The organism is Candidatus Woesearchaeota archaeon (genome assembly GCA_021734105.1).
Taxonomy (GTDB): Archaea; Nanobdellota; Nanobdellia; order Woesearchaeales; family SKGA01; genus SKGA01.
Genome location: JAIPJP010000001.1, coordinates 53,505 through 68,318, shown reverse-complemented (window position 1 = coordinate 68,318; position 14,814 = coordinate 53,505). Strand labels below are relative to the sequence as shown.

Genomic DNA, 14,814 nt, shown 5'->3' with positions numbered 1-14,814 from the left:
AACTTAATTAATTGTTACCCACATTAAATTGTATATCGCCATAATTTTCAAACTGAAAATTCTTGTTTAAATTAAAACCGGAATCGCCATCTGTAGTCGATCCTTCATTTTGCGCTTCGGCTAATGCTTTTTGCACATAATCTTTTGGAACAGGAGCGCCTGTATCAAAAGCAGATTCTCTACCACCATCAGCTAAGACAATGTCCCGACAATATTCTTTCTTACGAGCAAGAACACCATCTCCTGGCGGAAATGCATGTTTAAAACTAATACATAATTCATCAAATGCTTCTTTGTGAGGAACTAATTGCTTAAACTTAGCAACATCGCCATACGCAAGTTTCCTATATTTTCCATCAACAGGTTCAAAAAGGGCTTCTGAATCGCCACCAGATTTTTTGAAGAAAACCTGGTATTCGATAACATCCTCGGTTGGTTCGCTATTTGGCGGAATAACATTACCTACATAATACACCACAGTGTATAAGTACATCTCTTCTTCTTTACCATCAATAAGTGCGGGGAACTTTGTTCGCTCAACAGCTTGTGTTAACACCGGTCGACATAATTCATCATAACATTGTAATGCGCTGCCTTGCACCGCTTGATTTTGGAAAGCAGTGTATCCTCCACTACAAATAGCTTGTTTTTCATTATCAGGATATTCGGAAATAGAATTAACAACATTAACAAAACCATTATCTTCTTCAAACCAATCAGATGTTTTCATCCAATCCAACCAACCTTGTCGCATCAACAAAGAAACAGCCTGATTAACAGCAAAGTCAGACATGTAATTAAGACGTTCCTCACGAATTTTTTTATCCTCTTCTGAGAGTTTATTAGCTAAACCGGGTTTCTTTTTTGCATCTTCATACTCTTTGACAACATCTAGCAATTCAGCTTCAAGATTAAGGACTTCTGCGAGGTCATCAGGAGATCCTCCTTCCTCAACTTTTTGACGAGCTCTTGCTAAATCAGACTCCAAACGAGATATTTTACTTTGATAATTATCAGTTATGTCATTTGTAGATCTTGGCTGGAAAATTTCGCCAGCAAGATTTTCAGAGATTAATAAATTACCACCTTTAAGATCATCAAGATTAGCTTTCACACCATCAGTAGATAGAGCAGACTTAAAATCAACAAAGCTTTGATCATTACTATCATCCGTTTTATAGCCAGAAGCACCATATAATTCATTTAATAAAACATCTTGAAAAACATACGTTCTTTGCATATCCGGGGTGAAATCAAGATTCTTTTTTGTTGCTCGACCATCAGGAGTGTCTTTATATAATAACCCGGGATTAGTTGGATCATACTTGTATCCGTCTTCGGTTTCATCGAATTTAATTTTTGATTCGATAGCAGCCCATTCATCTTGAACTTCTTTATATTTTTCCCACGTTTTGGAAATATCCTTTGTTTTGTAATGAGGCTGCACTTCGTTAGGTTCGGTTTCAATTAAATTCCAGTAATAGTACAAAGGCTTTTTTGTATCCGTTTGAAAATAAGAAGTATCATAACCGCACGTTTCTAAATCACCATTACAACTTGCCGTGTTACACGTGTTAGTAACCGGAGGATAATAAAATGTATTTTGTGATTTCTCAGACTGATACATTATATCACCAAGAGATTTAGGGATTTTACAGGCAAGAACATTAATAATTTTAGCGGCCTTCCAATCGGGAAGACCATTTTCTGGAAGGCCATCATCATTTGCCCATTTTTTACAAAACGCATTATCAAAAACAATTTGCAACATTTTTGGCGCCCCGGCTTCAATCATCGCACCAGTATTCTCCAAAAGATTATCACGAATTCTTGTGTAAGGAACTGCTTCATACAATTCGCCCACAACATTCATACAAATAGAACTTGAGCGACCTTCATCACATGTGGACACATCAACACCATACAAAGATGCTTGTTTGTAACACGTTAAGGTTTCGCATTCAATCGTACGATATTTATTCACATTATAAATAACACCAGGAAGACATTTATTCATCACCGCACCAACAATACTATCTTGAGAGCTAGGCACCGTGACGCCATCAAGCAATTCTGAAGAAAAATCATTAGCAACACCTGAAAGGAAACCTTTCTTGCTAGCCGGTGAAGCCATATCAGTTAAAAAAGTATTTACCCCATCACCACCATCAGCAAACCAACCATTAGCTAAACCAACATCTTTGAATAATTCGTCATTAGAACACGTCCCAACTTCACAAGCAATACCCAAGAACTGCGAAACCTTAGGAGGCATACCTAAACTATCAAACACGCTTAGCGGCTCTGAACCAATACTATTTACAAAACTACCGCCTTTTGCAACAGCTTCTCCTGTGGGCTCATCATATAATTCAATAGTATATCCTAATGCTTCAATACCTGCGCCTGTTGCTTCAATTTGCGATAATCCTTGCGCATAACTACACCACTTAAATAATTCGGCAGTAATTTTATCAAGCGCACCTAAGGCAGTATTCCATTTTTCAACAGCTAATTCCTGCTCAATAATTTTATCAGCAAACGCTTTACCCGGCGTTCCAGTAAGCGCACTATTGCGAAGTTTAAGAGGAATTTCTATGGTGAACACTGCAGGTTCTTGATACACTTTTTCTTGACTTTGCCGCACAATAACACTCATATTACAATGCAAACTAAACTGGTCGGGAAGATTATTAACTTCTTCATTAATTTTTATTAACAGCAAACTTTTCTCATTAACGCGGCTGTTGGGATTTAAGGAGAATTTAAAATTTGCAGGCGTAATTTGCGCAACTTTTTCTTTATCAGCACTCGTAATAGTGCACATATAACTATCTGCTTCATCAATAAACGTATGAATTGCTTCAATATCGCCACCAATACTTGAACGTTGTAAGGTGTATTCTACATAGAGCGGATAGTCTAAACCATTTTCTTGCGCAAGACCAAGCGAGACTCGATTATACCCACCTGCAGATAACGGTTTTGCAACAATATCTTTAAAGAATTTTGGTGTCGGGCCAGCATCAGCGAGCACCACATCATCAACAGAAATTGTTATGGGAAGCCAAGAAGATTTTTCGCCAGAAGACAATAGAAATTTTGACGGGTGACCGGCATTATCGGTGAAATATAAATACACTTGATGATCTCCTGGTTGAATATCAGTTATTGCCCACGTACAATTAAACACGCCATTTGTTATTTCTTCGCACGTCCCCTGTTGTAAATTATTATCATTATTAAGTTCTGAAGTGTTCACAAATGCGTTAATACCAGAAATATCTTCAGTGACTAAAGACCATAAAATAATAGTTTCGCTTTTTACAGGATTTGTAAGTCGTTTGTTATGCTCTACATCAACAAACACTCCTTGTTGCTCGCGATACTGTAATGCTTCACTTGGCAATCGATGCTCACCATCAACAGTTAAAAGCTCAGTAGGTAATGCAACATCCCCTGGTGAGAACTCATCACAATAAAAAATTGTTTCAGTAACACCTGTCACGGGATTACCCGCATCATCACCACTCGGACGACCTGCACCACCACTTGTTAATTTAAAAGTAATCGGCGCGCCTGATTCGCAAGTATCATAATAATAACCATAACAAATGGCGTCTTGGCAACGAAAAACTTTACTAATACCGCTATTGCCCGTTTTATAATATATATTATTTAAGTGCATCGTACCAATGTCATTAACAACGCCAATTTGCACTTCAGTTGAAGAGCCAGAAGAAAGATAACATAACGTTCCCTCACAAAATTCTGTTTTGATATCAGAAATGTGTGGACCTTGCGCGTCCTCTAAAAACGTTATTTCACTACTAAGTTCTTGGGAGTTATCATCTAGTGTTACAAAGAAGTTTATTTGTGCAGCAAGCGAATTCATATGAATTTCAACAGTGGAATAGGTACATGCCGCCCCAAGAATAGCATCTGTTTCATTATCTTTAATACTCGTGCAAACAAAATCTACATCTTTATAAGAGGGAGAAATCATAGGATTTTCTGAGAGTGCTGAAAGATCTGCTGTGACCTGTTGTATAGCTTCATCACTAGAAAAATTCACGTGAATAGAAGCCACAATGGGATGTTTAAGCGCAATATGTTCTAAAGGATACGTAGACGTGCCTAAAGTAACCTCTAAACTAGAAATTTCAAGGGCACTGGCGAATCCTGATAAGAAGAAAAGCAGCAGAACAAACAATAATACTTGACGACCCTTCACAACCTCTCACCTATTATATAATAGTATAACCAAATTCTATTTAAAGGCGTTTATAAAAGTTTCGTCGACCAGCCCAGCTGTGCAGAGTAAGCGAAGCTGACTGGCATGCCAAAAATATTCTCTTTTTCACAGGTGAGCGGGGTCGCATGCATCTACAACTTAGCACCTAGATAAAACATAACCTTTGCAAAGAAAAAATTGTCAATATTTAAAAACAACTACCTCGTTCTTGTATTTATGGACGTCCTGCATGTTGAAGCACGATACAACAAACAAATAGCTTTACCACAAGAATTAGTACATACGCTGCCAAACCAAATCATTCTTTTTACGACCGTGCAATTTTTAGATTCGCTTCCTATTATTAAAAAACAACTTACTGATGCTGGTAAAGAAGTGTCCTTAGAAAAACCACGACATACGCCCTATGAAGGACAATTACTTGGCTGTTCTACAAACATAACACTTACACCTGATGCGCTCTATATTGGCACAGGACTTTTTCATCCCAAAGCATTGCTCTTACGAAATGATATTGCTGTGTATACCTACGATCCTATAACAGGAAAAGATGCTGTATATACTAAAGAACTTGTTCAAACTATTCGCAAAAAAGTTAAGGGAGCGTATGCAAAATTTATCATGTCCAAAAACATTGGCGTGCTTATCACTCTAAAGCTAGGACAACAAAAAGCATATATGGCAGCAAAGCTAGAAGAGCAATATCCAGATAAAACATTCTATTATTTTGTCGATAACACTATCAACCTCGCAGGACTGCTAGATTTCCCCTTCATCGATATGTATCTTAACACGATGTGTGAGCGTATGGGTTATGATGATATGGATGTAGAAGGTCTGAGCATGCTAAATTTAGAAGATTTATGGGCTCTACGCGACGGCACGCTTGAGGATATTTAGAAACATAACATTCAACAAAATAACTTCGAGTTCTAATTGAATATTTGATGGAATAAAAGAAATAAAAAATAAATAAGAAAAAAATAAGAAATAAAAAAAAAGAAAAAAAAAGAAAAAAACTTACTAAGAAGTTATTTTCCTGAAAAATTAAACACTTTGGAAAGATCGCAGTCTTCTTTGAGTTTACGTTCTTCAGGCGTCCACAAATCTCGTTTCTGCTCAGGAGCCGACTGAGAAGTAGGTTGAGAAGCAGACTCAGAATCTGACTGCGGAGCAGGTGTTTGTTGCTGAGGAAAACCCGTAGCAAGACCTTCTTGTGAAGCTGGATTTGATATTTTTTCTTGAGATAATTCTTGCGGCGCTTCAGAAGATGATTCTTGCGATGCAAGCGAAGATTCAGGCTGCAAAGACGCAGAAGAGAATTGTTGCGTAGCATATTGTGGCTGTGGCTGCGACTCCGGCTTTTGCTGCGGTGGCTGCGGTGGCTGCGGAACTGCTTGTTGCAATTCTTCTTGAGGTTGCGGCCGTGGTTGGACTTCAGCTTGCAGACGAGATGTTGTCTGCTCGCTAGAAGCCTCTAATCTCACCGATATAAAATCGTCTTTTTCCCGAGTTGGCACTTCGACCGCTTGAGGCGTGTGTGATGCGCCACTAAGATCAAAAGAATTAAGGGGTTGATTTGTATCAACACCCGGAATATTTACTTGAAAATTAGCCGCTAGATCTTCTGTTAGAGATGACGCTGGTAATTGGTCGACGCGTTCTTGTTGGTCTACCTGGTCTGATTGTTCTACTTGATTTGAGTGGTTTGGTTGATTTAGCTGGTCTAATTGTTCTGATGGTCCCGCATCATATTCAGAAACTGGCGCTGCTACTTGCGATGCAATTTCTTGTCGAGCGTCAAATTGCGGCGTTTGAAAATCAACTTGCACAGCAACTGGTTGAGGATGAATTGCCCGCGCACGTAATGCTTCAATATTATGTTGCAAAACATCATTGTTTCTTGGAGCCGTTGGTTGTAACTCGGGTAAACCGGTGTTTTCTGCTTCTACTTCAGCTTCAACTACAGAGGATACTTGCTCTACAACCTCCTCTCGCGGCGTAAAATTACGAATCATATATGTATGATTTTCTTTCTTAAAAGAATCTTGTACTTTATTGCTTGTGCCAATCATTTCTTCAGCCATTCTACGTGCCTCTGACGGGCTTGAAGCCAGATTATTACCTAAAAGGGTATTTACCAATGTCGTGAATTGTTCATTCTCCATATTTTGTGTCACCTTACGCTGTTTGTATAGAGATAAATATCTCCCAGTTTACAAAAACCACTACTAACATACTTTATGTGATATTTAAAACTTGTGTTTTGAGGGTGTTGTTCAAAATCGTTTGCCTAACTCCTTTGAAGTTTTTTTGAGTTAGGAGCTACACGAGCAAAAACAAGCAAAAACAAGCAAAAAAAAGTACTCCTAAAGCAATTTATGTAGCCCCAAACACCAGATATAGAAACGTTTATATATAATATCTCACTTCATAGTGACAACAGGGCAGTGTTCGTTGTGGAAGCGAAGAGAATAACCAAGAAAAAAAATAATAAGAGGGAGTTACACATGGTATCAACATTAAAAAATATTATTGGAGCAGCACTCATCACAGTAGGCCTTGCAACAGGAACAACAGCTCAGGCTCAAACGCTTACTTTAAACAATCCAAACGTCCAAACAACAACTGATTCGCTCATGACAGCGAATAATTTTACCGAACAAAATACACAAACCTTAGTTGGCAACGGATTTGTTAAAGACACTGATTCAACCTTATTCTACAAAAACGTCGGCGTTAATGAAACAAACATGCTACCAGGTAATGCGTATGTTGCAATCGCAGAAGATAGTGCAAAAATTAGCAACGATGCACTCGCTGGATTTGAAAACAACGAACAATTCAAACTCGCAATACTCCCCGATACCATTACTACACAAAAAGGATTACGACGAGCATTACATGAAATTGTTTTTGACAATTATACCTTTAGTGCAGTAATTAACGTTACTGACTCAGCAGGAAACCCAATACCTGTAACAAGCGCAAAACTAAATACAGGAAATAATCAACTTTTTACGCCAGAGATTACAGACAATAACATTGTCTTTAATGACTTCACAAAAAAAGTTTCATCATTTAATGCAGAATTAGAAATTCTAGCAGAAAACTACGAACCAATCAAAAAAACAATTTCCTTTGTTAAAGGAGATACCACCTTTACAGAAATAACAAATAAACTCATGGAAACATACGGCGTTAATGTCCAAGCAACGAGTGCTGAAAATGGAAATCTTATCCCGTTTAACGCAATACTACTTAATGGCACCGATACATTAGACCACGTAACTAGTGAACAAGGTCAAGCAAACATGAGTTTTACTACAGAAGCAGGAAACAACTATGATTCGCTAGTATTAACTGTAAATGGAAATCCAGATAGTTTATTTGTTGGACAAAACATTAATTTTAGCGGCGTTGCAAATGGAACCGTCGGTATTAACGCAGTACTGGATAGAATTCGAGAACACGGATTCACCGCTACATATCGTTATGCAGATGACAACCAACCAGCAGCATACATCCCTATAAAAATAAATAATGGAAACGAAATTGTTCAAAAAGTTACTGATGAAAACGGTATGATAACGCATATCCAAGAAGCACTAAATATGCCAACATATTCATTTATTCTTAATCAAAACAATCAAGGTATTGTTCCAAGTACAAATGAAATAGTAACAACTGACAACGGAGAAAGAATCGATGCAGATTCAATATTTACCATAGATAGAATACTTGGAGATTATGGTGTAAACTTTTTAGTTCGTAGCGCAGAAGATAGCGCGGCAATTCCATTTACTGTTCAATTTATTAATTCAACAACACAAGATGTTATAGGACAATATACCAGCAGTGTTGCAAATGATACCGTTTTTACTAGTTTTAACCAACCAGAAAATGAAGCTGTCGATAGTATTGATTTTAACATCATAGGAATGCCTGAAGAAAACTACCAAGCACTTGTTGCACAAGCTTTAGTTGCTAAAGGAGATACCACAGAAGTTACTGCATACCTAAATAGAAATCGACAACATGGATTCCAAGTAACGTATCTTAATAGCGCAACAAACGAGCCAATAACGAATTTACCTGTTAATATTCAAGATGGCAAAGAAACTATTCAACGAACTACCGATAGTTTTGGACAAATTAGTTATAGCGCAGATACTATTAATGTGCTTGCAAGAACATTTATTCTTGACCAACAAGATGAAAATTATGAAGCAACAACAAACGAATTATTTGTTACTGATAATGGTCAAGCAATTGATATGGACACAACCATTTTAGTGACACCCGCAACAGGAATTGAAACAAAACTTCAAAAAAATAATAAGCTACTTCCTTATCCAAACCCAGCAACACAATACGTGCAAATGGGTTTGCCAGGAGTGTATCACATCATGAACATACAAGGACAAGTCCTTAAACAAGGCGACTATCAAGTTAATGAACAAATCGATGTGACTGATTTAAACAAAGGCACATACATTATCCGTGTGCAACAAGATAACGAATCTAAAATAGGAAAATTCATTAAAGAATAAATAATTAATTGAACAACAGGAGGTTGTGATAAAAAATGAAAAATAATAAATTTCCAACAATAATGGTTTTGATGAGTTTATTATTACTAGGAATGGTAAGTGCAGCAGCAGACATTAGCGTTACTACACTTGCAGAAAACCCTTCAAATCCATTTTACACCGACGTTGCAGGTATGCTCGATATTATAGTTGAAAACGTTGGTAATGAAACATACACCGGCGGTACAAACGTACTTCTTATTGATTATGGTAATAGTAATACTGAAACAATCAATTTGCCAACACTTGCAAGCGCAGAAACTATGGCCGTGCCAAGAACACACACCTATACCGCAGCAGGAGATTACACTGTTCTTGTCTCGTATACAGGCGGTGATGAAGACGCAACTAATGATAACAAAACACTTAATCTACATATTATTGACGCAGTTAACGATATTAGTTTAGATAGCTTAACTCATGCCCCAACACAAGCAATTGAAGGACAAGATGAAATAACATTCACCCTAAGAGTAAACAATAATGGTAATCAACATTTCGCAGGCGCAGCTGACGCAATCAGTTTTGACTTTGCTGATGGTAGCGCAGTAGAAACTGCCGACATGCCAGCACTTGCTGTAGGCGAAAGCCAAAACATTATTTTTGAACATACATACAATGGCGCAGGAAGTTATGTTGCGCAAGCAGAATACACCACAAACGATGATGATTTAGCTAATAATTTAATTACTACAACTACAAGTATTGGTGCTAAAACATACAATGTGAACGCACCACAAGTTAACATCAATGTTGCTCGAGGTACAAGCGATACTACAGTTATAAGCCTTACTTCAAGTGGAAATGTTCCAACAAGCGCAACCATTAGTCTCACTGAAGACCTTACGCTTACAACCGATGGAACAAAAACCATTAATCGAGGCAGCGTTAGTATTGGCCCAAGTTCATTTACACTAAACCCAAGCAGTAGTCGAGAGGTAACTTTTGGACTTGCTCAAGTCGGCCTTGATGTCGCTTTAGGAACCTACACTGCAGATTACATTGTAACCTACGGACCTGCAGGAGCAGAGAGTACAACAGGAAATCTACGAGTCGTTGTTACCAACAACGCACCAACAATAAGTGCAATCCCTGATCAACAAGTGCTTATCGGAGAAGAATTTACTTACCCTGTAAGTGCAACTGATTTAGAAACACCGAACAATGAACTCAGCTACAGTATTTCAGGCGTTCCTGGCATGATGATTAATGAAAGCACAGGAATTATTTCTTGGACTCCAACAAGTTTGTATTCTGGAATGGCGACAGTAAGTGTGAACGATGGTGAAAGCACCACGACAACTTCATTTAGCATTGCAGCAAGAATGGATGCGCCAGAAATTAGCTTCGTTGTTGACGAACTTAATTTAGGAGGAAGAAGTGCTAGTAGAGGTACAACTGACGGTGGCTCGCTTCAAGTAAAAAATACTGGAACACGAACATTAACTAACGTTCAAGTAACCCTCACTAATAGTTATGGCAGTGATTTACACGAAAAATTTAATGGCATTGTTGGTATTAACAAAAACACTCTTGCTCCTGGTGAAGAAGCAACCGTTACCGTGCAACTAACCATCCCAGAAGATACAGATGCAGAACAAACTACAGTTGCAGAAATTTATCTCTCAGGACTTGATGGCACAACAACAGTAACTGATGAAGCAACCATTAATCTAGAAGCAGAAAGTGAACTAGAAATAACTGATATCGATATCGAAATTAATAATAATAATGATGAAGATGATCTTAATGACGGAAGCACATACAATGATGTTGTTGAAGGTGATAAAGTAACTCTACACATTGAATTAAGTAACAAATACAGTAGCAGCGATGATTATATTAGAGATGCATATGTAGACGTAACTGATGATAACTGGGATATCGATGAAACATCACAAGAAGTCGATATCAAAGGAAACAAAGAAGCAACCGTTACTGTAAGTTTCACCGTTGATGAGGAACTTGATGACGATACAACAAGAATTTTCATTCGAGCATACGGAGAAGATGATCGAGATGATGAACCATCATTTGACCATTATGATGAATGGGAAATTACCATTGATATTGAAAGAGATTCAAACGATATTCGAATTAAAGATATATCTTTTGAAAGAAACCCTGTTGATTGTAATGCAAGAAGCGTTGATATGGATGTTGTCCTTCGAAACTATGGAACCTCTGATCAAGACGAGATATTTATTTATGCATACAGCGATAAAAGTGAACTGGACTGGAATGAGAAGAAAACCTATTTGAGTTTAAATGAAGGCGAAGAACTTACCCGAACATTCAGAATAGACTTACCTGACAACTTGCAAGAAGATACCTATATTGTTAACGTTGAAGTAAAATACGATATCAGTAAAGATGCAGATGAAGAACTCGCGCTTATAGAAGTCGTTTGTTTTACAAACACGCAAACAGATGATGAAGATGAAGACGAAAAAGACAATACTGCTACGACAGACGAAGATACAGACAATAACAACGATAATGTGGTGCCACTCACTGGAAACACTATTGTTGGGCAACCAAAAACAGGATTTGAAAAATTTACTGAATCAGGAGCTTATCTTATTGTGTTAGCAGTACTCGTGTTTGCAGTATTAGGCGTTAGCATTGGCCTACTGAGCGTTCTTGCACGTAAGTAAATAATTTTTTATTTCTTTTTTATTTCTTTTTGAATTTCTTTTTGAATTTCTTTTTTATTTCTTGTTTAGTTCTTGTTTAGTTCTTTTTTATTTCTTTTTTATTTCTTGTTTAGTTCTTGTTTAGTTCTTGTTTAGTTCTTTTTTATTTCTTGTTTAGTTCTTGTTTAGTTCTTTTTTATTTCTTGTTTATTTCTTGTTTAGTTCTTTTTGAATTATTAGTATAGTACTTTTTGAATTATTATTTTTCTTACTTATTTAGTTATTATTATTATTATTATTATTATTATTCAGATTCTTTTTTCTTAATTATCAATTATTAATTATCAAACACCGCAAAATGAAAACTTTGCTACAACACCTCGCTACAAACACAGCACCGCCACAAAAATAACGCATACCACAAACACAACAGCACCGCCACAAACAAAGTACTGCGACAGCAACAAACAAAGTACCGTGACAGCCACAAGCAAAACAACACTACTGCGAAGAATTATTCTCGCTGTTGGCTCGAAATTTTTATCGTTCGCTGCAGGGATTTCTTGCGCCAACACAAGAAATACAGCAAACATAGATGCTCTTTAAGGCAGTTGTAGTGTTGTTGATTGCACAACAAGTGATTTTCTACATAGTTTAAATAGTGGCGAGCATGTCTTTTTTACATGGATTTTAAGCAACAAAAAAAACAAACACTTGAGAAGTTGTACAAACCAGATCAATCTAAAAAAGGCACTGTAGATAAACGACTCGAAGAACTTATTAACCTTGTTAATGAGCATCCCGATTATTATACCACAAGCTCTTGCTCTGGAAGAATTAGTCTTTTTACCGATCATAATAGTCTTAATAAAGCAGATGCAGAATGGCTTTTTGTCACGCATGAGCAAGCAGATGTAAAAGAAATTCTCCAACAACTTCAACAAGAATTACCCGCAAGCACCCTATGGCTTCGACAAGAAGGATTTATTTTTCATGTATGTGCAAAGAACTTACCAACAGCAAATAAACTCATGCAGTTTGCTCAAGCAAACGGATTTAAGAAAACAACTATTCTTGGCGCAAGCAAACGATTCATTGTTGAAATACTAAGCACACAAAGAATTGATGCGCCACTCGCCCAAGAAGGAAAATTACTAGTAACGGAAAAATACATTCAATTTCTTACAAGCCTAGCAAATGAGAAACTAGCAAAAACACATGAACAAATCAATCGACTAAAGAATGCATGGATTAACGAGTTTTCTTAGATAATTGTTTTCTATGACGAGCAGTATGCGCTTTAAGCTCGCCAATATGAGTAAGTTTTGTCTTGATAAGCGAATCAATATCGTTATGAACATCTTCAAGCAAAACACCTGCATGCTTTCCACCCAGTAAATGAGGAACAATAACATAATCAGCTCCCACCTCATACAGCGATAACGCTTCATCAACCACATAAGCAGTCACAATAATTTTTGCAGATTTATTTACTTCACGAACTCTCTTAATAAGCAGCATAGTATCTTGGTGTGAGGGAACCGTTGAAATAATCAATCCAACCCCTTCTAAATGTAATTCTTCTAAAACTTCATCATCACCAATATCGCCATATAAGCAAGGAATTTTACGCTCAATTAAAGACCCGACAATGTCAGGATTAAAATCAACCACAATAACATCCCGCTTAAGCTTGCGCAAGGATTTAAGAATAGTATAGCCTGTTCTATCATACCCAATTAACACCACATCGTGTTGTTTATGCGGGGCGTGATGCATAAGTTTCTTATTAACATGAACTGCCCTATCCAACCGTTTAAGAAAGGGCAATAATAATTTGTATATTTTATCTTCATATTTTACCAAGTAAGAAGTTGCCATAATAGACGCGAGCGCTACCATTATCGTTAATGAAAAGAAACCATCTTCAATATGACCTGCACCAATACCCACATGAACTGCAATGAGTGCAAATTCTGAAACTTGAGAAAGCGAAACGGCAGTTAAAAAAGCAACGCGACGATTATAACCAAAAAAAAGCGTTACCAGAAATGTAAGGAAAGGAAGCACAAAAATAGTTAGACCGAGTAAAACAATGAAAGGCAGAGTATATTGTGACAAGGTATCAAACGAAAGACGAATACCCATGGAGACAAAAAATATTGTTGCAAAAAAATCACGCAAGTTTTTTACCTTGCTAATAATTTCAAGGTTATACGGTAAGTTACCTAGCATTAAACCAGCTACAAAACCACCAATAGCAATAGAAAGACCAACATATTCAAACGCAAGTGCAAAAAGGAAACAAACAGAAATACTTAGTAAAAAAAATAATTCTTGAGAGCGCGCTGCGAAACGAAATAACTGCGGAAATAAAACTTTAGAAAAAAACCACGCAATGCCAAAAACAAGAGCGCCCAAAAAAAGCGAGAACACTAAACCACCAATAGAAAAGTCTCCGGAGCGAGACAGAACACTTAAGAGCATGACTGCAATAACATCTTGCATTAATAACGTTCCTACAACAATTCTTCCATGAAGCGTTTCTAATTGCGATTTATCAACTAATAATTTAATAACCACCATCGTTGAAGAGAACATCAAAATAATCCCTGCAAAAACTGCTTGCATTTGCGAAAAATGAAGCAATCTAAAAACACCAAAACCCAAAAGAAACGATAACACCATTTGCAAAAGTGCACCGCCAGTAGCAATAGCCCCAATATCTTTGAGTCGCTTTACATCAAGCTCAACACCTACAATAAATAATAAAAACGCAATACCAATATCAGAAAGCACCTCCACTAAAGTCATGTCAGCTACAAAATGAAGTACGGGACCAAGAATAACACCCATAATAATATACGAAGAAATAAGCGGTTGTTTGAGCGCTTTAGCTAGAAAACCGCCAACGGTTGCAAGAATAATAATAATTCCCACATCAAAAAATATTGAATTCACATCTCAACCTCTTATAATAACCACTTAACAAACACCAACGTTGCCTTGAAATAACCCATTATCAAGAGCATGTTCTGCAAAGCAAAAAATTATCGCGAATGGATCCACTATTGTTCTGTAGAGCACACAACATATCTTCGCAGCGAAGGAATATGGTAAGCCATTTAACCTCTTATGTACAATTTTCTATATTTAACATTTATAAAACTTATCCTCAAAAAAAGAACTATGACATAATCGCCACAATCAACATGCTTCACAGGTAAGCTTCGTCTTATTTTTTTATGTTTACTGTTTACTTGTTCAGCATTTACTTTACGTTTACTTTTTACTTCTACTTTTACTTTTTATCTTTTCGCCCCTAAATGGC

At 37.0% G+C, this 14,814-nt stretch carries 7 protein-coding genes; 4 read left to right on the top strand and 3 right to left on the bottom strand.

Translation table 11 applies throughout. The features are described 5' to 3' along the window. Positions 1-7: 7 nt before the first annotated feature. Positions 8-4,234 carry a hypothetical protein gene (locus K9M74_00260; GenBank protein MCF7798315.1) on the bottom strand — a complete coding sequence of 1,409 codons (4,227 nt, stop codon included), beginning with the start codon at positions 4,232-4,234 and terminating at the stop codon, positions 8-10. Between the two features lie 237 nt (positions 4,235-4,471). Here K9M74_00260 and K9M74_00255 point away from each other — a divergent pair, with 237 nt between their 5' ends. Continuing rightward, positions 4,472-5,155 carry a 2-(3-amino-3-carboxypropyl)histidine synthase subunit gene (locus K9M74_00255; GenBank protein MCF7798314.1) on the top strand — a complete coding sequence of 228 codons (684 nt, stop codon included), beginning with the start codon at positions 4,472-4,474 and terminating at the stop codon, positions 5,153-5,155. A 131-nt stretch (positions 5,156-5,286) separates the two neighbouring features. Here K9M74_00255 and K9M74_00250 read toward each other — a convergent pair whose 3' ends face one another. Continuing rightward, positions 5,287-6,342 carry a hypothetical protein gene (locus K9M74_00250; GenBank protein ID MCF7798313.1) on the bottom strand — a complete coding sequence of 352 codons (1,056 nt, stop codon included), beginning with the start codon at positions 6,340-6,342 and terminating at the stop codon, positions 5,287-5,289. A 423-nt stretch (positions 6,343-6,765) separates the two neighbouring features. On the opposite strand from K9M74_00250, the gene K9M74_00245 reads away from it, so the two are divergent. From K9M74_00245 to K9M74_00235, 3 genes are all read left to right on the top strand, one after another. Beyond that, the gene (locus K9M74_00245) at positions 6,766-8,808 is read left to right on the top strand and encodes a T9SS type A sorting domain-containing protein (GenBank protein ID MCF7798312.1); all 2,043 of its coding nucleotides are present in this window, start codon (positions 6,766-6,768) and stop codon (positions 8,806-8,808) included. Between the two features lie 35 nt (positions 8,809-8,843). After that, complete coding sequence (locus K9M74_00240) at positions 8,844-11,504, top strand: hypothetical protein (protein ID MCF7798311.1); 2,661 nt, start codon at positions 8,844-8,846, stop codon at positions 11,502-11,504. 662 nt (positions 11,505-12,166) lie between these two features. Then, positions 12,167-12,751 (top strand): hypothetical protein, encoded by a 585-nt coding sequence (locus K9M74_00235; GenBank protein ID MCF7798310.1) that lies wholly within the window; start codon positions 12,167-12,169, stop codon positions 12,749-12,751. Here K9M74_00235 and K9M74_00230 read toward each other — a convergent pair. Further along, positions 12,735-14,444 carry a cation:proton antiporter gene (locus K9M74_00230; protein MCF7798309.1) on the bottom strand — a complete coding sequence of 570 codons (1,710 nt, stop codon included), beginning with the start codon at positions 14,442-14,444 and terminating at the stop codon, positions 12,735-12,737. The genes K9M74_00235 and K9M74_00230 overlap by 17 nt on opposite strands. Positions 14,445-14,814: the final 370 nt, after the last annotated feature.

Coding starts and splice junctions, on each gene's coding strand:
- K9M74_00250 (MCF7798313.1), bottom strand. CDS start 6,342: ATGGCTGAAGAAATGATTGGCACAAGCAATAAAGTACAAGATTCTTTT.
- K9M74_00255 (MCF7798314.1), top strand. CDS start 4,472: ATGGACGTCCTGCATGTTGAAGCACGATACAACAAACAAATAGCTTTA.
- K9M74_00240 (MCF7798311.1), top strand. CDS start 8,844: ATGAAAAATAATAAATTTCCAACAATAATGGTTTTGATGAGTTTATTA.
- K9M74_00235 (MCF7798310.1), top strand. CDS start 12,167: ATGGATTTTAAGCAACAAAAAAAACAAACACTTGAGAAGTTGTACAAA.
- K9M74_00245 (MCF7798312.1), top strand. CDS start 6,766: ATGGTATCAACATTAAAAAATATTATTGGAGCAGCACTCATCACAGTA.